Origin of the sequence: Streptomyces sp. TLI_55 (assembly GCF_900206255.1) — a bacterium.
Taxonomy (GTDB): Bacteria; Actinomycetota; Actinomycetes; order Streptomycetales; family Streptomycetaceae; genus Streptomyces; species Streptomyces aquilus.
Genome location: NZ_OAOJ01000010.1, coordinates 1 through 24,178, shown reverse-complemented (window position 1 = coordinate 24,178; position 24,178 = coordinate 1). Strand labels below are relative to the sequence as shown.

Below are 24,178 nucleotides of genomic sequence, written 5' to 3'. Positions count from 1 at the left end.
ATCAGCCGCTCCCGGCTGCGCAGCAGGTCAGCCAGGTACGCCTGGAGGTCGGGCAGGTAGGACACATCGGTGCGGAAGTGGTCACAGCCCACGCAGCGGAAGCGGATAGGGCAGCTCTGTCCGCCGGCCGCGACGTTCGAGGGCTCCTGGCAGACACCGTAGGGAACGCTGACTTCCCCGATCGCCCGCCGTACGTGCTCGGAGTCCAGGAGCGACTGGGCCTTGCGCCACACGCGGGTGCCGCTGCGGTCGAACTGCAGGGCAACCACCCGGTCCACGGCGTCGCGCCGCCGTTCCTGGCTGACCCGGTAGTAGTTTTGGGTGGTTTTGAGATCGGAGTGGTCCATCAGCTCCTTGAGGAAGTCCGGGGCCACCCCGGCATCCGCGTGCCGCTGGGCGTAGCTGTGTCGGTAGGCGTACGGGAAGATCCGGCTCTTGTCGAAGGGCAGCATCCGGGTGACTGCCTGCCCGTTCTCCTCCACGGTCGTGGGGACCAGGAAGTCAGGCAGCGCGTCGACCCAGGTGCGGTGTCCTTCGCCGATCGAGTGGATCGCCTTGGTGCCGTGCGGGTTGGCGCGCATGCTGGGCAGCAGCTTCAACTCGCCGACGGGAGTGTCCGGGAACATCTCGCGCACCCGCTGCTGCTGGGTGGTGATGACGCCCGCGGTGGCCTTGCCGATTGGCAGCCGCCGCCCCTTTCGGTAGGACTTGTGGTTGTCGTAGACCAGGACCAGTGAGCCGTCGGGGTCGTGCCCCAGGCAGTCGAGGGGCAGGTCGCGGATCTCTTCGGGGCGCCGGCCGGTGTCCATGAGCAGTTCGGTGCCCACGCGGACTTCGCGGCTGATGAGCTGCTCCAGCTCATCGAGGTGGTCGCACAGCTGGCGCATCACCGCGTCGGGCAGGTCTTTGCCGGCCTCGGTGTCCTCGGGCTCGTCCGGGGTGTCTTCCCGCTGGAGGCGGAAGTCGGTCGGCAGGCCCGCCATCGGCTGGCCCGGATGTGTCAGACCCAGGGTGCGGATGCGAGTCAGCACCAGCGCGACGTTGCGTACGGCCTTGCTGCGCGTGTGAGCGGTGATCGTGCCGGTCTCGGTCAGGAACGCGAGCCGGTTGCAGAAGGCGACGATGTCCCGGCGGCGCAGGTCCGGCGGATGGATGCCGCCGTCCTCGCGTTGCAGGCGCAGGCTCTCCGAGAGCAGGTTCATGGCCGTCACGTACGGCTGGACCGCGCTGCCCGGCCGCTTGCCCCGCCGTCGGGGGAGGTCGTCGTACGCCCAGTGCTTCACCGCCTCGCGCAGCGCCGGCTGCGAGATCCGGGTGAAGTCCAGCGTGCCTGTCTGCCCCGTGAAGATCTTCAGATCCCACACATCCTTGCGGCGCTCCGACTCCGGCGTCGCCCCGAGCCGGTCCAGCCACATCAGCATCGTGCGCACCACGCCGCGCGTGGACTTCACGTGCGAGAGCGTGGCGAACACGTCCGGGTCGGCCAGCACCTCCAGGGTTGGCGTCTGCATCTGTCGCAGCCGGTCGCACAGCGGCCGAAGGAAGTGGTCCCACGTCCTAACGCCTGCCTCGGTGCGGGCCTGCAGCCCGTAGAGGACCTCCGCAACAACCCGGTCCGCAAGGCCCCGCAGACACAGCTCCCGGTCGGCGTTGACGGCCGAGGTCGTGCGCCGCCACACTTCCTCGTCGCTCACCTCACCGCGCTTGCGTGCGTACTTCAGCCGCAGGGAGTGTGCCTGGCAGTAGCGCGAGGTGTCGTAGTCGCGCAGTCGGTAGCAGACCTCCACCTCGCACTGCCCCGTGCTCGCGCGTGGGATGACCGCGGGGTGGTCGAGGAAGTCCTCCATGTTCAGCTTCAGGGTGTCCACCCGCTGGCGGTGGTGCGGATCGCACAGCGACACCTGGGCCGACTTTGCCGGCCGTCCGCAGCGCGGCACCCGGCACATCACCTGCCGCATGCCCAGCATCCGCGGCTTGGCGATCTGGGCGAAGGCCTCCACGGACAGGCCCGAGTCCTTCCAGGTCCGCTCGCAGCCCATGCACATCGGACGGCCGAACCTCACGCCCCTGGTGCAGCCCTTCACGCAGCAGTCCGGCATGCCCAGCACCGGATGGTCCTTGGGAAAAAAGATCACCCGCAGGTGCCAGTCCCACCCAACGAGCCGCAGGAACTCAGGATCCAGGGCGTCCACGATCTGCCGGGTCCGCAGATCCTCAACCGCGCTCGGCTCCGCGGCGAACAGCATCGGCGCAGTCATCCTTCACCCCGCCCGGACAGCTCGCGCGGCGAGGGGACCCGCTCGACCGCTTCCCGAACCCGGCTGCGGTCCGGGATCACATAGGGCGCAACCGAGCCGGGGTGCTCCTGCCCCAGCAGCATCTGCACCTCATCCCAACTCCCACCGGCATCCGCGACGTTGCTTCCGAACGCCCGACGGGCCATGTGCGGCCCGACCTTCCGCCCCAGCTTCGCCCGCTTCGACAGACGACCGAACAGCTCGCCCATCGCCGCCGGAGACATCGGCGCCCCGAGCGGCTCGCGGAACAGGTTCACAAGCAGGAAGTCGCTGCCCCCGGCCCCCAGCTGCTCCAGGCGCTCGTCGACGTACTGGTCGAAGCCCTGCACCACCAGGAAGTCCAGCGGCTGCACCCACGCCCGCTTCGACTTCGACCACGCTCGGTTCGCGTTGGCCCGGCGCCGCACATGCACGTGCGCGCCCTCCACGTCACAGCCCAGCGCCCGCGAGTCCGGCAGCAGATGGCAGTCGCTGCGGCGCAGCCCCGCCACCTGCCCCCGCCGCAGCCCCACCCGGGAGTGCAGGAGAACCACCAGCCGGTCCCGGGCACTGCGGCACGCCAGGAACATCGCCACCAGTTCCTCGTCCAGGGCCCGGTCGACCTCCGCCTGCGGCTCCTGCAACCGATGGCGGGCCCGCAACCGGTAGTACAGACCCGTCTCCTCGCCCTTTGCCTCCTCCGGCAGATCCCGGCTGTCCGCCAGCTCGTACAGCTGCCCCAGCACCGACCGCGGGGCCACGCCCACCGACACCGCGTACGACAGCAAGCCGCGTACCGCGGCCAGCACCCCGTTCACCCGACGCTCGCCCCGTACCGGCTTCGTCCCCGGACCCCATACAACCGTCGGGTTCTCGGCGCCCAGGCGACTCGGCGAGTAGCGCAGCCACACCATGAACAACCCCATGTCCGCGGCGGCCTCTTCCCACCGCCGCCCCGTCGCCCGGCACCAACGGAAGTAGAAGGCCGCCCCGCTGGCGTACGACCGTGTCGTCAGTTCCGTGCGGCTTCGTCCGAACCGTAGGAACCGAAGCCACTGATCGGCCACAGGCACGACACACAACTCGTCATCGACCACGGTCCAATACCGGGCTCCAGACGGCAGATCCACGGGGAAAGCCCGCACGCGCAACTCCTTCGAAGTGACGGTCCATGCAACAACCCGCCACAGAGCCACACCCCCCGAGAACGAGCCTCGGAGGACCAACGAAGCCCTCCCGTGCCACGTCACACCACAGCTCCACCCACCTCAGAAAACAGGAACTGCTGGGAGTCCTCCACGAACGCCGCTGCTGGTCGCTGGGCGGGTGGATGTACCTGGTGGGCCTGCCCATGTGGGCTACGGACTCCGCATCCGAACAGGTCGAGCCGCGTGAGTATCGGGTGTGGCTCCCTCCGGACCACGTCAGGCGGCCGGAGGGGGTGTCTTACGACGATGTCCCGACCGTTCCTCTGCCGGAGGCGAACCAGGGCGATGACTCCGGCCGGTGGGGGTGGAAGGTCCAACGGGTTCCGCCGCGCCAGGGTCTCTCTGGGGGCGTAGTGGTGCACGTCTGGGACTGTCAGGAAGCTCCGGAGGGGAACGAGGAGATCGACCTCTATGCAGCGTTGGAGGTGCTGAACACGGTGGCCGGCGCGGTCGCCTGTAAGGAGTGCGACGCCGCGGTGGCGCTCGGCCCGCTGATCGATCCGACGTGACTGTTACCGGTCGGGTGCGGGGGCGACGGCGTCGACCCCGCACGAGTGGTCAGCCGAACAGGTCGGCCTCCGTCTGAACCATGCGGCTCAGCATCAGCTCCATGAACTCGGCGTCGGATCGGCGAACGTGGGGAACCGGGGGAACCTCCCGGACGAGTGCGATACGCAGCATGTCGGCCACGTGGGGGCTGACGTCCAGGACGTGCTGCTGGATGGTCCACGGGGCCTCTTCGGTCCGGTCTATGTAGCGGATGTTCAGGTCGTGCCCCCGTCCGGGGTGGCGGTGACGTCGAAGCAGATCAGCTTCAGCTCGGGCTGCTGTTCCATGGTCTGCTCCCTTGTCGTTGCCCGCTCTCCTGATGGGCTCCGCCCGCCACGGTTCTGGGGTATCAGGAGAGCGGGTGATGACAAGGGAGGGAGCTGGTGGGGCGGGCTGTCCAGCAATCGATCGGTTGTTGGACACCGGAATGAGCGGCGTCTCCAGCTCTCATCTCATGTCCGACAAGGCCGTTCGCGTTGGGGGGGGAAGCGTCGGGGCCCCGGACGGCAGATCGTCCGGGGCCCTTGGAGTTCGCTCCTTGTCCAGTCCTTATGGGCGGGATAAGTGATCGCTGACGCTGGCGGGAGAGGTCGGAGGCTGGCTTGGGGTGCTCGCGGTACCGGTGCCTCCACCGCTCAGAAGCGCCAGTATCACGAAGATGAGTAGGGCGACGCCGCCTCCGCTGGCAGCCACAACGACCGGAGGGCTGATCCTGCGGTAGTGGCCACGAACGTAAGTGCCGTCCGTGCGCTGGTAGCTCCGTACTCGCGTTGTCTGACCCGGGCGGGTGACGGGCGTGTGCACCTGACGTCGGACGGGAGCGGGACGTGCTGGGCGGGCCGCGGCTGAGCGGGTACGACGGTGGTGCGGGCGGACGTAAGTGCCGTCGGAGCGGCGGTAACCGCGGACGTGTGTCATCAGTGGATGTCCTCGAGTGAGTGGGGAGAGCGGACCCAATTCGGGCTTATCCATGAATGTAAGGCACGGCACTGACAGTCGGGTTTGCTCCAACTCCAGCTGCTAGAAGTGGAGTTGATCCATTTCTGCTATAGGCCGATGCCGTACAGCGGGTTGGTCTCGTCCCAGATCCCGGCCTGGTCGAAGTACGCGGCCAGGGACTTGGAGCCGTCCGTCCAGCCGCCGTGGCGGCCGGTCTCGATGAAGTCCTTGCCGGCCTGCTTGCCGGCGGTGGCAAAGCCGCGGCGCGGGCTGTGCCCGCTCCAGCGGGGCGCCAGATCGGGCAGCAGCCCGGCGGGGGCGGTCAGGTCGGCGCGGGCGGCGGCCCGGGCGACCGCATCGCCGATGCCCTCGCCGGTGATCCGGCCGGTGGGGTCGCCGATCGGCTTGCCGTTGCGGTGCATCGGGTGGGCGATGCGGCCGTGCCGGTCGATGCGCAGGAACAGCGGTCCGGCGGGCGGCCGGCCGGTCTCGATGAGGTGCTGGCGCCAGGCGCGGAGCGCGCGGACCGGGCAGGTGGCCGGGTTGGAGCCGTACGGCACGCCGAGCGGGCCCTCGTGGTTGACCTTCGGCCGCCAGATCTCGACGGCCAGGCCCTCCTCGACCTCGGCGACGTCGGACCAGTCCAGCAGGCGCAGTTCGGAGCGGTGGGCGGCGAGTGCGAAGCCGAGCAGCAGGACGGCGACGTCGCGGCGGCCGATCGCGGCGGCGGTGTCGGTGGCGGCGACCATCTTGTGCAACACGGGCGGGGTGGCGGCGGCCCGGCGGGGCCGGCGGCTGGGGTCCTTGCTCTTCTTGCGTTCGGTCTCGTGGCCCTTGAGCACCCGGCGGGCGCCGACGGTGGAGGGCTTGGGCAGCTCGGCGGCGGCGTGCGCCACGGCGATGGAGGCCAGCGCCCGGTCCATGGTGGCCGGGCTCTTGTCCTCGCCCTTGAGGTGCGTCAGGTACTCGGTGAGGGTGTCGCCGGTCGCGGGCAGCGCCCGTCGGCCGGTGCGCGCGCACCATGTGGTGAACCGCTTCCAGTCGCCGGCGTAGCCGCGGCGGGTCTCGGCCGGGATGCCCTCGGCGAACAGGACGTGCGGAATGCGGGTGTCCGGGCGCATGAACCACACGTCCCGCACGTGGGCGGCGGCATAGTCGCGGTGCCGTGCCTGCCACAGTTCGTCGGTGATCAGCTCGCGCTGGGCTTCCAGCGCGAGGCGGGCGCCGTCGTCGAGGACGACGTGGACGTCCGCGCGGCGGTCGCGGTGCTCGGTCCACTGTTCCAGCCGCACCTGGGTGACGTTGGACAGGGTGGCCGCCCAGCGGGCGAGGCGATGTTTGGCGTTGATGTGCCAGACGGTTTCGCGGCTGTGTCCGCCGGGCGGGGCGGTTCCGGCCGGGTGGGCGAAGTGCGGCCGGACCAGACCACCGATGCGGCCGCGGGCCAGCAGCGGCACCTTCGTGCCCGTCTGGGCGTCGATGCCGCGCCAACAGTAGAAGCACACCACCGTCTCCCGCCGTCCATAGCCGAGCGCCCGCCACTGTTCCAGAGGGCGGTCACCGATGTGGACCATGCGAGGGCGAGATGTGCGCCGTTTCACGATCGCGTCGGGTGGGGAGCCCGAAGGCGCAGAGCCTGGTTCGGCCTGACCCGGGGAGGGCGCGCATGAGCGCGATTGCCGTAATCAACTTGGCGCTGGGACTGGTGACCTCCCTGTCGGCCACCCGGACCGGACGACGGCGCCGGACGCGGAAGCGGCGCTGGGACGCACAGCTGCAGGCGCGCGCGGCCGTCTTCCGGTGGCTGTCGGGCAACGCGTACAGCGTCGTGTGGGGTTGGGCTCTCGGGCTGCACCTCGCATGGCTGGACGGATTGGGGCTGGCGCTCCTGGCGCCTGCCGCGGTCGTGGCGTGCGTCCAGGGCGTGTACGCACCCCATGCGGCGCTCGGCACGGCGGTGGGGCTGCTCGTGTCGGAGCCGCCCGGGCTGACATCGACGCTGTGGATGTCCGCAGTCTTCCTGGGGCATCTGGGCAAGCGGGCCTACCAGTCGCAGCGTTCGGAGGTGATGCGGGCCGTACGCGAGTGGTGGTACTGGACCGTGCTGGTGCGGCTGTCCCGGTACGGCACGCGGGGCGGGACCGGGGTCCGGCCGGCCCCACCGGGGTTGGTGGACAGGGCGCTTGTCCTGGCCGGAGCGGTGATCGCTCTCGTACCGCTGGCGACAGCTCTCCTGCGCTCCGGTGGAACACCGCTGATATGGGCGGCCGGTGCCGTCACCAGCTGCGTGATGTTCACGTCGGTGGTGGCGTGCCGACGGCTGACGCGGTTCATCCGTCGCGTGCACTCTGCGATGAAGACGCTGCTGCCCGCTGCGGGGATGTTCCTGGCGGCCGGTCCGGCGGGCGACTGGCTGGCGGCTGTGTCGCGTGGCTCGTTCCCCATGCCGTCCGCCTGGCCGGAGCTGATCGCGGCTCTCGGGGCGGGCTGGGCGTTCTCGCTCGCGGCTCGACGGGTTCCGCTGATCGACGCCGAACACTCCTCGCTGCTGCTCAGGTTGGCCCCCGGGCTCGTTTTCCTCTTCGTGATGGTGGTACCGGGGCTGTGCGTCGTCGGCATTCGGCACGCTTCGGGACTGCTGCTGTGGACCACGGTCGTACTGGGTGTGCGCATGCTGTTGGCAGGCACGGGCGACTGGCCCGAGAAGGCCACGTTCGTGGTGATGCTGCGCCTCCCTTGGATGCGGAGGTCCGAACGTGAGAGCTGGCTCCACGACGCCGTGCTGGCCCGTCCCCGGCGTCCGGACTTCCGGCTGCCCGACCATATCGCGAGGCAGGCGACTCTGGCGTCCTCGGGCGGCACCACCCGGCTTTCCGCGCTCGCGCAGGTCCGGGCCGGGCATCTGACCGGAACCGACGCCCTGGACTGGCTGGACACCGTCGAGGAGTGGATGCGCAGTATCGACACCGATGTGCTGCCGCATGTGCCCGCGGATGCCCGGCCGGGCATCCGGCACCGCAGGGACCTTGTGTTGGCACACGTCCTCGCGGGTCGGGGTGTAGCTCACCGCCATCTCGGCCATGAGGAGGAAGCGCTGGCTATGGAGCGTGCGGAGGTCGCCCTCCTCGAGGGACTGGGTGCCCGCCATGCGGCTGCTGTCGTGGCGGCAGGCCTCCCCGTGTCCTTGGCCTACCGGCTGCGCCGCCACGACGAGGCCGAACAAGAACTCGAACGGCTCAGGTCCATGGGCCTCCTGCCGATGCGCACCATCCGTTCGCTGGAAATCATCCTGGCCCATGAGCTCGGGCAGCGAGACAGGATGCTGCGGTTGCGCGCGGATTTGCTACGGCTGCCGGACCCGTTCGCCTTCTACTTCGCAGCTGCCCGCGACCACGACAGCCTTATCGATGTCCAGCCGCGTCCCGTGCGGTGGATGACTCGATTGGCGCTGGCACGGCTTTTTCGATCCTCGGCCCGCGTCCTCCACGGGATCGCCCTGCGCGCAGATCCGCTGGGTGACCAGCCGTTTCCGTCCCGCGGCAAGAAGGACGACCCGGCGGTCTACCGTCGGCACTTCCTACGCGGCAGGACGCTGCGCGCCGCGGGACGGCGGGCAGCGGCCCGACGGGAGCTGGAGCGTGCCGCCCGGTCCGCACACGACCACGGTCACCTCGCCTGGGTGCTCCGCTCCCATCTCGAACTCGCCGACCTGGCACGGGAGTCGGGCGAGTCCGCAGATCGGGTCTGGACGCATCTGGACACCGCGCTGCGCAGTCACGAGCGGCTGAGGAACCTGGTCATCGACCCGGCGACCCGGATGGAGATCACCGGCCTGCAGGAGCAGGCGTACGAGCAGGCGGTCAGCCTGCTGGCGGTCCAGCAGTCGGCACTGATAGGCGTCGAAAACTGCGCGGTCGCCGCGTTCGAGATCGCCGAGCAGGCCAGGTCCCGAGTCTTCCTGGAAGAACTCGGCAGCCACCTCCCCGACATTCTGCCCTCGGACACAGAGGCGGCGACGGCGCTCATCAGCAGCGAGCACAGTCTGCGTCAACGTCTCGATCAGCGCCTGGCGGAGTTGCCCGGCGCCCCGCCCGAGGAGCAGGCCGGGGTACTCGCGGACATCCGCCTGCTGCGCCGTCAGCTCAACACCCTCTACGAGGACCTGCGGCAGGAGGGCACGACCGCCGCCGTGTACGCGCTACGACGTCAGGGTCGGCCGGTCGACTACGCGGAGATCCGCACGCTGCTCGCGGAGGGCGCCTGAGTGAACAGCACCCTCGGGCGACAGGGCCGGCCTTCGGCACGGGCTGCCGTTCAGAGCACGGTGGTGGCCCATGTGCCGAGCACCCCGACGGTCACCGTCAGCAGCAAGTACCACGTCGTCAGGGGAAGTACAGGGACCGGTCGTCTCCGCGGCGGCTCAGGCGACGGGTCGCTGGGGGCAGGTGCGGGCTCCGGTGCGGCCGCTCCCACGGGGATGCCCCGGTCCCAGAACTGTGCGAGGTCGAACCAGAGGGCGGGATCGTCGGGTCGGGGCGCCGTCCCCAGCCTCTCCAACAGTTCCCCGCGATGAACGTCCACCGCGGTCCTCAGGTGCAGGCCGAACAGCGCGGCCGCGCCTACCGCGGACCGGTAGGCCAACAACGCCAGTACGGCGCCAGCGCCGAAGTACAGCGGAAAGCGCCAGGCCTCGGGTGAGGAGACCAGCGCCCAAGCGCCGGCGACGACTGCGAACAGGGCCGCCAGTCCCGCGACGTGCACCCTGAGCTCCAGCTCACCTCGTGCTGCCGCCACTTCGGCCGCAGTTCTGTCCGGCAGGACGCGGTACAGGCGAGGCCATACGGCTGCCACGTCCATGCCGTACCGGGACCGGGGGTAGAGCTCGGCGCTGCGCAGCACGTTGCCCAGGGTCGTCGGTGACACCTCGTCCTGGAGGACGGGGGATGGATAGCCCGCCTCCAGCGCCGCGTGTGCGTCCGGATCGGAGTCCAGACGCGCAATGCGCCTGAGGTGGTTACGGCGTCCCTCAGCGAAGCAGGGGCGGCCCACCGCACGGCGCCAGAACCGCGATGCCCCGCTGAGCAGGCGCAGCAGGGCATCACCGGAGCCGTCTGCCAGCACTGTCACTAGCAGCGCCGTGCCGACCAGCAGTCCCGTCTGAGTAGCGACGACGATCTTGGGTTGGCCACCCCAGCGGAGCACGGCGTCGGCGTGGCCGCCTCCGGGCCCGACGAAGGCTAGGGCCAGCAGGAACGTCATGACGGGCAGGAACCGGGACAGCAGGTGCCGCGCGGGCAGGGCGGCAAGGGTCGTCCCAATGGCGCCGCCTGTCACCGCTGACCCGGGCGAGGCAGTTCCAGGGCATGACGCGGCGGTTGTCTGAGACAGTACGGCGGGCGTGTGCGCTCGAACCGGCGAAGTTCGTTAACCTCACCGCAGTCCGGCGCCTGGCACACCACGCGGGCCAGCGGCAGCCGGGACGGCCAGGGCAAACCCACGTCACGGGTCGGGCCCTGTTCGCCCAGGGTAGGGCTCGGAGGGCGGTACTGGGTCGCCAGGTATCGGTCGATCAGCTCCACCGGCAGCACACCAAGAGGAGTCTCGGTCCCGATGTCCTCCACGACGACGAGCAGCGGATCGTCGTCGAGCAGGTCCAGCAGGGTGATCGCATCGGGATGCGCCGCCAGCACGGCGAGCTCCGTGTCGGCCGGGACGAGGACGGCGGGCAGCAGCGGGACACCGAGGGCGGTCAGTGCGGTGGCGCGCCGGGGAGCGTCACTCAGTCCGTCCGGTGTCACCAGGCCCAGCACGGCTCCGGTGCCATCCACCACCAGCCCGAACTGGGCGGAAGCCAGTCGTGCGCGAGCCTCGGACGGCGGCAGTGCGGCATCGAGGACCGGCGGCGGGGCAGCCGCGAGATCCCGTAACGATCGCCGCGACGCGGCGGAGTGCTGGTCGTGGGACGGTGCGTCGCCTGTCATGTCCAGTCTCCTACCAAGGTGAAGGCGGCCCAGTGGAACGGACTGCTGAAGGGCTGGAGGGTGTAGTCCGGGCGGACGCCGACGCGTGCCGCTCGACGGCTTCGGGAAGCGGCGGCCACGAGGTCGTCCCGTCGCAGCGCGGAGACCGGGTTCGGTGTGCCCGCGGCGGCGTCGGGACCCGGATCGGGATGGTCTCGCAGCAGGTCCTCATACGCGTCCGCGGCGGCCCGGTGGTCACCGGCGAGGTAGCGTAGGTCGGCGATGTCGCGTTCGAGGAGCGGCCGCCTGGATGGGCTCACCCGCGCGTGCACCTCGGCGCAGTATTCGAGGACGTCGGCAACGGTGGCGTCCCGGGTGGCCAGGGCCGCCTCCCTGAGCGCGTCAGCCGGGCCTGAACTCGAGCCGAAACAGTGGTAGAAGCGCCGCATGAGAAATCCGGCCGGCAGTGCTTCCACCTGCCACAGGGTGACGAGCAGCGATCGGGCGCCCGCGTGAATCACTGCACGGGTCAGCCCGAGCAGCTCGTCGCCCGCCACCCGCCTACTCAAGCCGCTGTCGCAGGCGCTCAGTACGACCAGACGCGCGCGGATGCCGACGGTGAGCAGGTCCGCGGCGGTGAACCGCTCGCCGTCGGCAGAGCCGTCCGGAGCGAGCAGAATGCCCGCGTCCTGGCCCCGATGGCCGGAGAAGACGCCGTGGCAGGCGATGTGCACGACGTCGACGGGCAACTCCAGGACCCGCCGGACCGCCTGCCGCGTCACCTGTTCCTGCTTCAGCACCGTCACGGAGCCGCTGACGATATGGTCGCGCACGGCGAACTCCTGGGCGTCCGCGTGCGCCAGCGGCAGGTCATTGCGGGAGTCGACGAGCACCGCAGCACCGCTGCGGTCGGCGTGGGAGCGGGCACGGCAGTGCCGCAGCACCGAGGCACTGGGGCTGGAGCACACGGGGTTCCTGGCGAGCAGCGGACCACCGTTCACGCGAAGGGCGTGGAACGGCACATGGTGGAGAACGTCGTGCGGGACGGTCCAGATCAGATCGCCCGGCTCACTGAAGGTCTCGAACGGAACCACGAGGCGACGCAGTTCCTCGTTCACCGCCTCCTCGTCTAGGGCCGAGAGGCCGGGCGGGAAATGGCGTTCCACCACCTCCCGCAGCCGTGCCCGGCCCAGTGGCACGCGGACGACCCGGGGACTGTCCCAGTCCGCCCGCGCCACGAACACGTAGGTCTCCGCTTCGGCAACGAAGAACTCGAAGAGCACGGCACGCCGCAAGTCCGCGCGGACGTCGGCTCCAAGACGGGCCTGCGGGGAAGCACGCCCCGCAGTCATCGGTCGGCGTTCCCGACCATCCCCGACCGCTGTCTGCCCGATCGTGCTCGGCTTCGTTGTCGCTGCCTCGATTCCACGACGGACCTCCCCCATGCTCTTCCCCAGAACGTGTGATCGTCGCCACGCTGGGGCACAGATCTGGCCAGCGGGCGAACCCTTCCTTCCCTGCCCGGAAGCGGTCCAATTAGAACGCAGACGGGGCAACTGACACGGGAAGCCTGCCCGCACGGCGGGACAGTGAAGCTCCACGCCGTTGCAAACCGCGCTGGCCGCCGCGACGTCCATGAGATCGCTCACCGTGTTCAATGGGTCGAGCGGCTGCATTCGGTCGATGCCGCGCATGGCGTGGTGGACCCCAGCCGTGAAAGCTACCGGCGGGTTACTTGCTCCCTGGTGTTTGAGCTAGGACTACAGGGCCCTGACCGGTGCCTCGGGCCCGCCTCCTTGGAACGGGTCGGCCTCGGTCCGCCGGAAGGAGCCAGGGCTTCCCCGACGCCCAGGTGCCCAGACCATTTCATGAAGAGGTGGGGGCATCGTTCCCAGCCTGGTCGGCTTCAGGAGGTTGTGCACTGTCCCCGGCGGCCGGCGGTGCTGTTGGGACCAGCCGGTCTGTGTCTGAGAGTTCCAGCGCTCGGTGGATGCCGTCGATGGGCGGCGAGTCGTTGTCTGTGACGATGATCTGCAGGCGGTCGATGTGTTCGGTGGCCGCCTCCGACAAGGTGGCGTACATCTTGCGGAGCCGTTCCAGGTCGACTCCCTCGTGACCGACGTTGCTGCTGATGCCGTCAATGATCAGAAGGTTGGGCAAGGGGATGGCGTCGTCGTTGAGTGCGACCTTCTGGTGGGCGAGGACATGAGCGACGTTGACGAGGACTTCGACGCCCTGGGACTGAAGATCGGCGAAGGAACGTCCGTCGACCACGGGCATGTAGGTCTCGCGATTGATGCGGGAGCCGGGTCGCTTGTCGAAGCGGGGGGCATCAAAGTTGCGAAGGGTGGCCTCGAAGGCTTCGTCGAGCTTGGTCAGTCGTTCATGGACGGCTGTGTTGCTGTGCCGGGCGGCCGCGATGCGGTCGTTGAGATCTTCCTGCTCCCGCTCCAACTCGGCGATGCGCTCGTTTTGTCCTTGAAGCCGCTCGTGGAGGGCCAGAGCGTCGTCGATGCGGGCGAGATGTTCCTCAAGCCGGGCTTGCTGGGCGGCCACCGCGCGGATGCGTTCGGTCTCGTCGGTGAGGTAGGTGGCGGTGGCACGGTTGAGTTGCTCACCGAGTTCGGTGCGGCGGCGGGCCTGGGCGGAACGGGCTGCCTGGAGTTCGTCCAGACGGCTCGTACTGCGCTTGATGAGTTCTTCGGTCTCGGCTACCTGTTCGATAACGCGGTCTTGCTCGGCGGCGAGGGTGGAAGGGGCGGGCGTCTGGGGCGGGGTCTGGAGGCACAGCTTGCAGGTGTTCTCGTCGCCTCGGTCGGGTACGCCGGCGCCGCAGCGCGGGCAGGTGTGGAATTCGAAGTCGTTCAGCAGTCGCTGGGCGACCAGGGCGCGGGTGAGGCGGCGGCTTTGCGCGATGAGCTGGTCGCGCAGTTCCTCCAGGCGGGACCGAGAGACTGCCTCGGCCGCGGCGGCGTCGGAGATACGGCCGAGTTCAGCTTCCGCCTCGCTGATCCGCGTGCGCAGGGACACGGTGGCGGTGTCGGTGAGTTCCTGAGTCAGGCTCAGGTCGGCCTGCCGTGCCTGGGCGAGTTGTTGCTCGGTGTGCTGCCGCTGTACCTCAAGGTGGGCGCGGGACGAGAAGGTCGTGTTTTCGAGGATGCGTTCCAGGGTGTCTGCATCCGCCGTGAGGGCGTTGAGTTCGGTCGTGACTTTGCGCAGGTGTTCTCGTAGTCCGGCTGCCTCGGGGTCGTAGAGGCCGTAGAGGATGTCGAAGACGTACTTGCGCTTGATGTTCTTGTGGTTGTTGTCCGGTGTGCCGAAGACAGAGTTGTCGATCTCCTTCTGCTTCAGGACGCAGTACATGAGGTAGTCGCTGATGGTCACGGGAACCAGGGGGCTGGCGTCGTCGGTCGGGGCTCGGGGGACGCGGATGGAGGGCAGTTCCAGCATGTCGAGCCACCAGTTGCGAAACGTCTGGTCGTAGCCGGCCTGGAGCTCGCTTGCGGGCAGGCGCCAGAGTTCTTGTTGGCCGCCGATCTCCGCGATGTCGACTTTGGAGGTCGAGGTGGTGACCAACTGGCGCATGATGCGGAAGCGGCGGTCGCCTATGAGTACGGTGCCGGAGATGGTCCGCCCCCGCAGTTCGGGGACGACCTTCACGTCAGCTCCCAGGAGGGCCCGCAGACAGCTGACGGTGGCGGTCTTGCCGCCGCTCATCGCGCCGACGATGGCGTTCATGCCGGGTTCGAAGCGTACGGTGCGGCTGGTGCCGACCAGGGTCAGTTCTTCGATCCGAAGTCTCACAGGTGAGTCCCCCAGTCCGCCGCGACGATGTCGGGGAACGTCTCGTAGATGAGGTCCTTCAACGTGGTGCCGCTCAGGTTGAAGTGCCGGCGTAAGAGTCGGGCTCGGTCACGGACGGGCCGCCAGCTCTCGGTCTCGGCGAGAGCGCGCGCGACGTCGTGCCCGGCCTGGGTGGTGCGGTAGGTAGCGACTGCGCCTTCGTGCTTGGGCTCGATCAGGCCCTTGCCGGTGAGGGCGCCGAGCAAGGCGTAGTAGGTGGGATCCCATGGCCCATAGCGGTATCGGATCATGCTCTGTTCGATCGCGCCTGTCAGCCAGGGGTCTTCGCCGATGTCCGCGTCGGGGCGGCGGATGGACATCAGCTTGTGGAAGTGCCCGGGGTAGCGCAGGAGGAAGTCGAGCTTGGCGAGCTTCATCCGGCCCTCGACGCCCTTGCTTGCCTTGGTCTCGGAGAAGACGTCGATGAGCAGCAACAGGCGCGCCTGCGCGTCGGCAGAGGGCGGTCGGCCATCAGCGGGCCGGTCTACCTCCGTGGGCGTGGCGGTGTCAGGAGGCGTCACGTGCATCCCCCCAGTCGAAGCGGCATTCGTCCGATACGGCGCAGGCCCGGCCCATGAGCAGTACACCGTCCTGTGCGTACAGAGGCCGACGGTCGTAGGCACTCGCGTTGTTCTGCAGTTCGATCTGCAAGTCGTCGAAGATGGCGTCCGCGGGACGAGCGTGCTCTGCATAGCTGCGCCCGACGCGGCGGGCCAGGAACAGCAAGCGCTGATCGAGGTCTGCCTCAACGGCCGTGTCTTCGGGCCAGGTTCCGAGGGCAGCTTCCCGTAGCCGGTGGTGGTCGGCGTTGGCCCGCATCATCTGCGCGTCCTGAATGACGCCTCTGGACGCGGCTCCGTTCCGGAGCTTGCGGACGAGACTGGTCTCGGAGCCGTTTAGCTGCTGAGAAAGATCTTGCAGCAGAACGTGGTCGGGACGGGTGAGCCGTTGTCGTACGTCGGCGATGACCGCGGCGGAGATGCGCTTGTTCAGCACGGCAGCCGGGGGGTCTTCGACTGTCAGCAGTTCGGTCCACCGGGCTACGGGGCGACCCTGCATGGCCTCTCTAGTGCGGCGCAGCAACTCCGTGTAGAGGGCGTCGATTGTGGCCATCGGCAGCCCTGGCCCCAGGTCGGCGAGCACACGGGTGTGGTGCGCTTCGACGCTCTCCCGGCGGACGAAGGTCCGGACCCGGACGAGGCCCAAGAACTCGCTCAGCTGGACGTCATCTGTGATCTTCAGGTGGGCGGCGACCCGCTTGCGGCACGATTCATGGTCACCGCCCTCTCCTCGCGACAGCGCGATGACGAGGGCGTCCGCAGGATCGAGATGCCCCTCGAGGCCAGCGGTCAACTGATAGACCTGTCCGGTTCCCCGTACCGCGGTGTGGGTGCGCCACAGGCTTTTCAACGGCTTCTTGGCGATCACATCCGCCAGCGTCCAAGGCCCCACGGCATCACGGGTCTTGATCTGCTGGTAGTCCCAGAACAGCTCGCCGTCGGCGCATCGGGAGTCGCCCTTGCGCGCGACGACGATGTCCTCGATGTGCTCACAGGTGACGTGCTCGACCGAGCCGCCCGCCAACATCTCCAAGACTGCTCGCACAGCGATGTGGACCTGGTACTCGTACCTCCGCAGGGTGGGCGAGCCCGTGTCGTCTGGTGCTTCGATCTCGATCGGATCAGCCATTCGCCCCCCAGCTCGTTACTACCCGAGCACGCAGCGTAAAACGTTTGCGATCTTTCGTCGACGTCGCGGGACAAAAGTGTCTGGACTTGAGGCAAGGCGACGTCAGATCGCGTCGGCGGGGGCTTCATACGAGCAGGCTTCTACGGGCGAGCCATTCGCGGGCGGACAGCGATCCTGCTTGTGCGGCGGCGCGGTTCAGTCGTTCGGCGTCCTGGAGACGGCCATGGGCAAATCTGAGGTGGGCGAGGCCGTGCAGGGCGTGGCTGTTGCCGCGGGCCGCTGCGGCGTGTGCCAGGTCCTCGGCGCGCTGGTGGGCGCCTTGCCCGTCACAGTGCCATGACATCCATTCGAGGGCCTTGGGGTGTTCGACCGCGGCGGCCGCACGGTAGAAGCACAGCGCGGCGACGTGATCCCCGTGATCTGAGCGCTCGCGTGCGCAGGTGACGAGTGCGTCGGCATGGCCGTGGTCAGCAATGACCTGACAGATTCTTGTCGCCTCGGGGTCTCCCCCGCCGGCGAAGCGTGACTGGGCCAGGGCGAGAAGGGCGGCTGGGCTGCCGTGCTGGAGGAGGGCGGCATACGCCAGCCGTTCTGCGGTGAGCCGGTCGCCTTGTGCTTCGTGGTATCCAACAAGCCACCGAGTTGCCGTCGGGTCCCCATGGTCGGCGGCCCAGGAGTACACGCGTGCGGCGTCGCGGCGCATGCCCAGAGTCAGCAGATGGTGTGCCAGGCGGCGGTGGCCGTGCCGGTCACCGCTGACGTCGAACGCCCGACGGGCCAGGCGTTCACTGTTCCCGTACTGTCCGGCAAGGCCGACCGCTGCGGAGAGCTCACCCAAGAGCAGACCAGAGAGACACCGGTCTTCGATGAGTTCTTCCGCACGCTGGAACTGCTCGAGATCGATGAGGCGGCGGACGAACCACGGCAGCAAGGAGAGGTCACCACCCGAGGCTGCCCGCAGGTACAGCGCCTCGCAGTCCACCGCCTGGTGGCTGCGTGCCGCCTGTGCGAGTTCTCGCATGTCAGCGTCCGTACGGGAGTGAGTCGCTGCCGCTGCCCACAAAGAAGAGGCGGGGGGCTTCCTTTTCCTGGTTGTCCGGCTGTTCTCGTGCAGGATGTCGGCCAGCTGGTACAGCGGGCTGTCCGGGGGTGGCTCACCGGGACGGGGCCGGTACTGTGTCAGCGGGCCCGGCAGCTTGCGGCGCGGTTTGAGGAGTTCGGCCAGGCTGGAGGTGAACCAGTTCTCGTCCAGGTTGTGCCAGGTGGCCTCATCGATGTAGCCCTCGGCTGCGGTCCGCAGGAAGCCTTCGGTCAGAAGTGGTCCGTGCCCGCATCGGCGCGCGTCCATGGCGGCGTGGAGAATGGCGCGGGCAGCACCATCGGACTGTTCATATCGGCGCACCAGATGGGGGGCGCCGGCCAGGAATTGAGTGATGCGTCCGCCGGTGGCATGGCTGCGGGCCAGTCTCAGACGTGGGTCAGAGGCGACCACCGCTGCGGCCTGGGCCAAGTCCCGCGCATGGAATGCGGGAGGCATTCTGATGGTGATGGCGAGGTCGACGAGCTGGTGCGCCGCGCCCATGCCGACGTCCAGTTCGTCGCCGTCCGCCGGGTCGTCGTCCAGGTGGTCCCAGTACGTCGGCCACATGGTGCCCAGCACCAGGACGGGCCCGCGCTGACTATCCGTCAACAGGGACTGAAGTGCTGCTGAGACTTGAGCCGTGTAGTCCTTTGCCAGCAGGTACAACTGGGCTTCGTTCAGCCACAGCACCGTGCGCGGTTCCAGCGCGTCATCTTGCAGGGCACGCAGGAGTGCCGCGGGCCGGTCCGGAGCCAGCGGATGCACGATGCGCCAGGACGAGAGCTCGGCGCGTACGGCTTCCCAGCAGGCCCGTGTCTTGCCGGTGGAGGACTCGCCCACCACGATCACCAGTCGGCTTCCGTCGGCCGACTGGGCCACCGTGCGTCGCAGCCTGCCGTCCACGCCATCAGGTCGGGCAATGTAGGGGGGAAGTGCACCGAGTGAACCGGAATCGGCGTCGGCATCCACGGCGGGGTGGACTTCCAGGCGCAGGGCATCGGAGGGCTTCATCTTTCCGATCACCTCCGACCATGCGGAATGGCTGGGGCGGCTGGTCATAGTCTGCATGTGCGTTGCCGGGGTGAGCGTTTCGGCTCCGTGCGGTTCGATGCGCTGGTGGACCGCTCCAGCCGGCCGGGCCGGCGGATCGCCACGCAGCGCGACACCCTGCGCGCGCAGGCGGTTACGCAGCATGGCAGCGTCGATCGAACCGCCTCGTGGACCCCACGCTTGAGCAAGCTCTTCGACCATGCGGAACACGCCAGCGGCGTCCACTCTTGTGTCGGCGTGCAGCACCCGTTCCTGCAGGGCGGCGCACAAAGCGGGGTAGCGCGGACTGATCTGCTCGGCGGGCTCGATCTGGACAACGAGGCGGCGAGCAATCCGGTAGGCGCTGCTGTGCACCAACTCGTGCTCAGGAGGGCTCTCGTCGGAGTCAACGAGGAGATCACTAACGGTTCGCGTCAGGTGTTTCCACACGCGGTGGTAGGACTGTCCCAGGCGGGGCAGCTCCTGCAGGAAGTCGGCCACGCTCTTCTGTGCGGCAGCTGACGCTGCCAGATCTCGCAATGCCTCCAGGCCCGTTGACGGCCCGGAGGCGGTCACACCGATCCGGTGGCGGTCAGCGTCGATCTCGTCACCGAAGGCCTCCAGACTGGCCAAGCACTGCTGGATCGTCTTGCGCCACGGCTCGCTACTGGACGCGATCTCGAGCGTGCGTTTGACCTGTCGCTGCACGGCCAGGTCATAGGGGCCCTGGCGGTTGAGGACGACAACGTCGTCCAGCGGAAACACGTTGGCCTTTTGCAGGCAGACCGAGTCGGGCACCACGTCGAGACCGGGAACGGGGACACCGCACAGCAGACCAACCAGGTCCAGTGCCGCAACCCGGTACTCATAAATCGTGCCGCCCCCACCTGAGCCGATCGAGGAAGCCCCCCTGCTCAACCGCTCCTCCTCGCTCCTACCCAGACAGTCCCATAGTGTCCAGGATCGCGCGATGGCTGACCCGTCGGGCCTGACGCGTGGGCCCTACGGCCGGTGATGTTCCTGCCAGGCGCTGCACAGGGCGTTGAACTCCTGCTGGCGTTCGGCAAGGAGGTCCTGGGGGCGCTGCAGGTGGCAGTCCAGGATGTGCACGCCGTCCTGGAAGGGTTCGAAGCCGATCCGCTCCCATACGCGGCTCAGCTTGGCGGCGGCTTCGCGATGCTGTTCTTCGGTCAGCTCGCGTCCGTCGGCTGATCCGGGCTCGCACGCCACCGCGACACAGTCCTGCGAGAGGCGCCGGATCGCGGCGCCTGCCAAGACCGGGCCCAAGCCCAGTCCGCGCCATGGTGGTTCCAGGATGACCCGGTCCATGACGAGCAGGTCACCGACGGGGTGTGCGAGGGCGGCCTCGAAGGCCGGCTCCCACTGGCCGTCAGCGACGTCCAGGACCACCTCACCGATGCGGGAGACGTCCCCGGTGTAGGAGTCCATCGCCTCCCATGGATGGTCCGGGCCGAACATACGTACCCGCACGAACGACATGCGGCCCACCGTGACGTCCTGGACCGCGTCCAGCGCCTCCTGGTCCATGTCGCTGTAGGCGGCCAGGTCCTCCGCCAGGACGTCCGCTTCGATCCGGGCGGAGACCGTCCACACCTCCAGCGTGTTCTCGAACTCGTACGCCTGGACAGGGTGTTCGTGGTGGTAAGCGAGGCTGATCAACGAGGATCGGCAGGCAACTGGGCAATCTGGGGCGCCAAGAGGGTCACCGTGCCAGCGTAGTTCTGTCCGGCCGGTGCATGCCGGGAAAACAGTGCGTTCTCACCCGTCGGCGAAGCCGACCATGCAGGAGTTGAGGCGACCTCAAAAACCCGCAAGACACGGCAGTTGTTCAGTACTTGATTCCCTACGATGGCGGCCGCGTTAAGGGCGCCGGTCGGCTGGTGCGGTCGGGCAGGCGATTGCTGCGGCGTGCGGTTCGCCGGCTGGTGCGGGCTGTTTAGTCAGCGTCGGCCCACAGCCCTGAGACGCTCGCGGACTTGCCGTCGAGCGGGAAGGTATCCGGTCGCGACCACACGACGCCCGCTCGGAGGGTTACGCCCGGGGAGGGGCTGGTCGCCCACGGTGGTTGCCCCGGCCGCCGGGGCGCCGACCGGCTGAGGGATCAAGGTCCGCATCCAGGCGAGTCTGTCCTCGGGTCGTGTGCGCAGTTGCCTCAGGGCGATGCGCGCTTCCTTGCGGTCGTACCAGTCGAAGGTCCCACGGGTGCGCCGGAGCCTGCGCAGGAGGTCGACGCTGCGGCGGTCTCCGAGGCCGGCCAGGGTCTCGGCAGCCTGGACGCGGGGGGTGGGCGGTCGGCCGTAGCCAGTGAAGGTCCGTTTCCAGGGCTCGACGGTGGGGTCCAGGGCGATGGCGTGCAGGTCGTCGGCGCCGCGGGGGTCGTCGAGGCGGGCCAGGGCCTTGGCCGCCTCCAGTCGCTCCTCGCCGGAGTGGCCGGGGCTGAGCGCCGCGGCGTGCAGGAGATCCGCCCCGCGGGGGTCGCCGAGGCCGGCCAGGACGCGTGCTGGCTCCAGGGTGTTCAGGTGGTCCGTCGCCAACTCGTGGAGCAGGGGCACACCGCGTTCGTCGCCCAGCTCCGCCAGCGCCTTCGCGGCCTCCGAGCGGGTATGGGTGCCGTAGTCGGCCTTGATCGAGGGGCTCGTTGTGAGTGCGTGCAGGGCGCTGGAGCCACGCGGGTCGCCGAGTCTGCCCAGGGTCACCGCGGCCGCCAGACGGTCTGCTCCGTCGAGGCGGACGTCGAGGGCCGCAGTGTGGAGAAGATCAGGTGCGCGCGAGTCACCGAGCTGGGCCAACGCGGTCGCCGCGGCAACATCGATCGACTTCTTCCTGGTCGCCAGGCGGTGGATTCGGGCGATGCCGCGCGGATCGCCGAGCTGGGCCAGGGCTGTGAGCGCCGCGATCCGCCACTTCGGATCGGTGGTCTGCCTGGCCTGGGCGGCGAACACGTCCGCGGCGCGGGGGTCACCGGACTGCGCGAGCGCATGGGCCGCGTCCAGGCCGATACGGCGGTTGTCATACGACACGTTCGCGTAGGTGCGGGCGAGGCCGAGGAGGATGTCGGTTCCGCGGGGGTCGCCCATCGTGTTCAGCGCCCGGCCGAATCGGAGCCAGACGGTGTCGGTTTCGGCGCTGCCGACGAGCGAGGCATGCAGGGCATCCATCGCGTCAGCGCCACGCCTGTCGCCCAGTTCGGTCAGTGCGGCGCCGGCCAGCGCACGCTTGGCGGCGCCGACCGTGGTGTCGAGGAGCAGCGCGAGGAGGGTGTCACGGTCACGGAGGTCGGCCAGTGCATCGACCGCCTGCTGGTAGGTATGAAGTGCACCGACCCTCTGATGGTAATCATGAGGGGAGTGGCCCGAGTCGAGGGCCTTCGCGTGCAGCGCGGCCGACGCCTCCCGGAGCACCTCTGCGGGCAGGGCTGTGCCGAGCTGTACGAGCGTACCTAGGTACCGGCATCCCTCGAGCCCGCCTGCGATCAGCCGGCGCAGGTGCAGCGTTACGGCTGTCACCCAGTCCTCGTCGGATAAGGCGTCGAGGAGGAAGCCGACATCGGACGGGTCGGCGACCGGCGGCCCCCAGTACCGGCGCAAGAAGTGCGGCGCACGTCGCTGGGGATGGTCGAAGACGGCTCTCAGCACGCCGACTCCGCCCGTGGCCACGACATGGCACGCGGACAGGTACTCCTCAAACGTCGGGTGGAGGAAATCCAGATCACCGGCGCGCGGAACGAGTAGCCCACTGCGCCGCAGCGCCGTGTCCAGGAAGCGGTCCCAGACCCCGGCGTCCGTTCCCTTGGGGCAGGCGCCCTCGGTCTGCGACCGTACGATGGCGACCGCCGGCACAGTGGACCCGGCGTGCCGCTGCGCCGCGAGGTAGGCGATCAGCTCGGGCAGGTGCTTGAGGGTTTGCTCGGCGTGCCCGACACCTCCGGGAAAGCCTTCCACGCCCCCGTACTGCGGTGCACCCGCGCGGTACTGGTGCTGGTGCAGCATGGCGACGAAGCGCCGGTAGATCTCGCCGCGGCTCTCCGGCAGCGGCCCGTTGGGGGATGCCGCGTACAACTGGCAGAGCATCGCCGTCATCAGCGGGACCCGGGCCAGCTCGACCAGGCTGCTGCGCGCCAACTGTTCACCGAACAGCCGGGCGCGCACCTCGGGTTCGGGCAGACCGTGCGCACGGAACCACCGGGTGAAGACCTCCGGCAGCTCCGTACGGCCGAAGGCGAGCAGGTCGTAGCGGGGTACCTTGGCGCCGAGGAGTGCGAGATCGGCCCCGTCCAGCGGGCGGGAGGCGATGACGAAGGTGTACGGGTTGTCGTGCGCGTCCATCCTCGCGGCGATCAGCCGCAGCACCAAGCGCCGCTTCGTCGGGTCGGTGACCTCGTCCAGGCCGTCGACCAGGACCAGCCACCGCGCCCCCGGTCTCGGCGCCGTCCGGAAGAACTGCGCGGGAAGATCCTCGACCAGCCCGTACGCCCGGAGGTGCGCGCCGACGGCCGTCGCCAGCCCCTGGGGCAGGCCGTGGTCGGCGAGCGCCGAGGCGTGCACGAGGACCGGCAGGGCAGTCGCGTCGTGTCCGGCGTCCCAGCGCTCGACGCCGACGGCCAGCAGGCTCCGCAGCAGACTGGACTTGCCGCCGCCGGGGCCGGCCAGGATCACGGACGTGCGGGGGTCGGCCAGGACGGCGTCGACGGCCGACCGGGGCTCGGGACCGCCGCGGGCCGCCGGGCGGGTTCCGCCTTCGACGGCATAGTTGACCTTGCGCGTACCGACGCCGATGAGCCGGGGGCGGGCGCGTTCGGTGTCGTCGGCTGCGAGCTCGTGGGAGCCCACCACGCGCTGTCGCAGATACACGGCGCTCAGCAACGGCGCGGACCCCGGCAGGACCCCGTCGTAGGGATGCTCCACCGCCGCGTTCCGAGCCGCAGCCAGATACGACGCCAGCCGTCGCTCGCCCTTGGCCGCCCGTTCCATCCGCAGCTCCACGCCGTGCGCCGCGAGCGTCTCGCGGAAGCCCGGAAGCGCTGCGAGGGCCGAGATAGGCGTCGCGCCCAGCACGCTCGCGTCGTCCGCGACGTCCCGGTCGGTGGCCAGCACCCCCACGAGCAGCGGCCCGCAGAACAGCGCGGTCCCGGAGCTGCCCGCCCAGCCCGACCCCTGCGCCCGGCGTCGTGGCACGATGCCCTCGTCCACGTGCACGGTCAACAGCCCGGAACGGCGCGCCTGCAACGCGTCCAGATGCCCGCGCACCGCCATGGTGTCCCGCCGCCTGTCCGGCCGCGCCTCCGCATCGGGGAACCCGAGCCCCAGACACGGCGTCCGCCCCTGCCCGCCGAGCCGCCCGAAGCGCACGTCGCCGCCCACGCGGTGCGGCTCGTCGAGCGCCAGCAGCGCCGCGTCCCGCTCCGGATGCGCGTCCAGGTCCACCGGCTGCTCCGGCCAGCTCAGCCGCCCCGCCAGCCAGGGCGCCTCGGCCCGGTCCGACAGCGGGCGCACCTCTACCGGTGCCCCACGCTCCAGCCCCGGCACCACGTGTACGACGTCAGGACGAGCCCCTCGCTGAGCAGATACCCGCTGCCACCATCCC

At 69.3% G+C, this 24,178-nt stretch carries 15 protein-coding genes; 2 read left to right on the top strand and 13 right to left on the bottom strand.

Going from position 1 to position 24,178, the window contains the following annotated elements; genetic code table 11:
- Together CRP56_RS47420 and CRP56_RS46550 are read right to left on the bottom strand one after the other, a co-directional pair.
- Positions 1 to 2,258: tyrosine-type recombinase/integrase (locus CRP56_RS47420; RefSeq protein WP_143665051.1), on the bottom strand; the 2,258-nt coding region annotated here is incomplete at its 3' end.
- A complete protein-coding gene (locus tag CRP56_RS46550; protein WP_257042306.1) occupies positions 2,255 to 3,202 on the bottom strand; it encodes a tyrosine-type recombinase/integrase in 948 nt (315 codons plus the stop codon). The genes CRP56_RS47420 and CRP56_RS46550, both read right to left, overlap by 4 nt.
- A gap of 245 nt (positions 3,203 to 3,447) precedes the next feature.
- Here CRP56_RS46550 and CRP56_RS46545 point away from each other — a divergent pair, with 245 nt between their 5' ends.
- The gene (locus CRP56_RS46545; protein ID WP_306459481.1) at positions 3,448 to 3,993 is read left to right on the top strand and encodes a DUF6233 domain-containing protein; all 546 of its coding nucleotides are present in this window, start codon (positions 3,448 to 3,450) and stop codon (positions 3,991 to 3,993) included.
- A gap of 49 nt (positions 3,994 to 4,042) precedes the next feature.
- On the opposite strand, the gene CRP56_RS49020 is transcribed toward CRP56_RS46545, so the two are convergent.
- Positions 4,043 to 4,174: a hypothetical protein gene (locus CRP56_RS49020; RefSeq protein ID WP_257042305.1), complete on the bottom strand. Its 132-nt coding sequence runs from the start codon at positions 4,172 to 4,174 to the stop codon at positions 4,043 to 4,045.
- Between the two features lie 905 nt (positions 4,175 to 5,079).
- Positions 5,080 to 6,546, bottom strand: coding sequence for a competence protein CoiA family protein (locus CRP56_RS47415; RefSeq protein ID WP_097276357.1), 1,467 nt, complete (start codon positions 6,544 to 6,546; stop codon positions 5,080 to 5,082).
- A 92-nt stretch (positions 6,547 to 6,638) separates the two neighbouring features.
- Here CRP56_RS47415 and CRP56_RS46530 point away from each other — a divergent pair, with 92 nt between their 5' ends.
- Positions 6,639 to 9,236 carry a hypothetical protein gene (locus tag CRP56_RS46530; protein WP_097276355.1) on the top strand — a complete coding sequence of 866 codons (2,598 nt, stop codon included), beginning with the start codon at positions 6,639 to 6,641 and terminating at the stop codon, positions 9,234 to 9,236.
- Between the two features lie 50 nt (positions 9,237 to 9,286).
- Here CRP56_RS46530 and CRP56_RS46525 read toward each other — a convergent pair whose 3' ends face one another.
- From CRP56_RS46525 to CRP56_RS46485, 9 genes are all read right to left on the bottom strand, one after another.
- A complete protein-coding gene (locus CRP56_RS46525; protein WP_143665050.1) occupies positions 9,287 to 10,231 on the bottom strand; it encodes a hypothetical protein in 945 nt (314 codons plus the stop codon).
- A 71-nt stretch (positions 10,232 to 10,302) separates the two neighbouring features.
- Positions 10,303 to 10,953: a hypothetical protein gene (locus CRP56_RS46520; protein WP_097276353.1), complete on the bottom strand. Its 651-nt coding sequence runs from the start codon at positions 10,951 to 10,953 to the stop codon at positions 10,303 to 10,305.
- Complete coding sequence (locus tag CRP56_RS46515; RefSeq protein ID WP_097276351.1) at positions 10,950 to 12,626, bottom strand: CHAT domain-containing protein; 1,677 nt, start codon at positions 12,624 to 12,626, stop codon at positions 10,950 to 10,952. Before CRP56_RS46515 ends, CRP56_RS46520 begins: the two co-directional genes overlap by 4 nt.
- 172 nt (positions 12,627 to 12,798) lie before the next feature.
- The gene (locus CRP56_RS46510; RefSeq protein WP_143665049.1) at positions 12,799 to 14,592 is read right to left on the bottom strand and encodes a hypothetical protein; all 1,794 of its coding nucleotides are present in this window, start codon (positions 14,590 to 14,592) and stop codon (positions 12,799 to 12,801) included.
- A 140-nt stretch (positions 14,593 to 14,732) separates the two neighbouring features.
- Complete coding sequence (locus CRP56_RS46505; protein ID WP_179851434.1) at positions 14,733 to 15,296, bottom strand: hypothetical protein; 564 nt, start codon at positions 15,294 to 15,296, stop codon at positions 14,733 to 14,735.
- Entirely contained in the window at positions 15,283 to 16,464 is a 1,182-nt protein-coding gene (locus CRP56_RS46500; protein WP_097276345.1) for a dsDNA nuclease domain-containing protein, read from the bottom strand. Before CRP56_RS46500 ends, CRP56_RS46505 begins: the two co-directional genes overlap by 14 nt.
- A gap of 124 nt (positions 16,465 to 16,588) precedes the next feature.
- Positions 16,589 to 19,492, bottom strand: coding sequence for a hypothetical protein (locus CRP56_RS47980; RefSeq protein ID WP_179851433.1), 2,904 nt, complete (start codon positions 19,490 to 19,492; stop codon positions 16,589 to 16,591).
- Between the two features lie 84 nt (positions 19,493 to 19,576).
- Positions 19,577 to 20,254, bottom strand: a complete 678-nt coding sequence (locus CRP56_RS49015; RefSeq protein WP_257042490.1) for a hypothetical protein — start codon at positions 20,252 to 20,254, stop codon at positions 19,577 to 19,579.
- A 281-nt stretch (positions 20,255 to 20,535) separates the two neighbouring features.
- Positions 20,536 to 24,087, bottom strand: a complete 3,552-nt coding sequence (locus tag CRP56_RS46485; RefSeq protein ID WP_097276343.1) for an NACHT domain-containing protein — start codon at positions 24,085 to 24,087, stop codon at positions 20,536 to 20,538.
- Positions 24,088 to 24,178 lie beyond the last annotated feature (91 nt).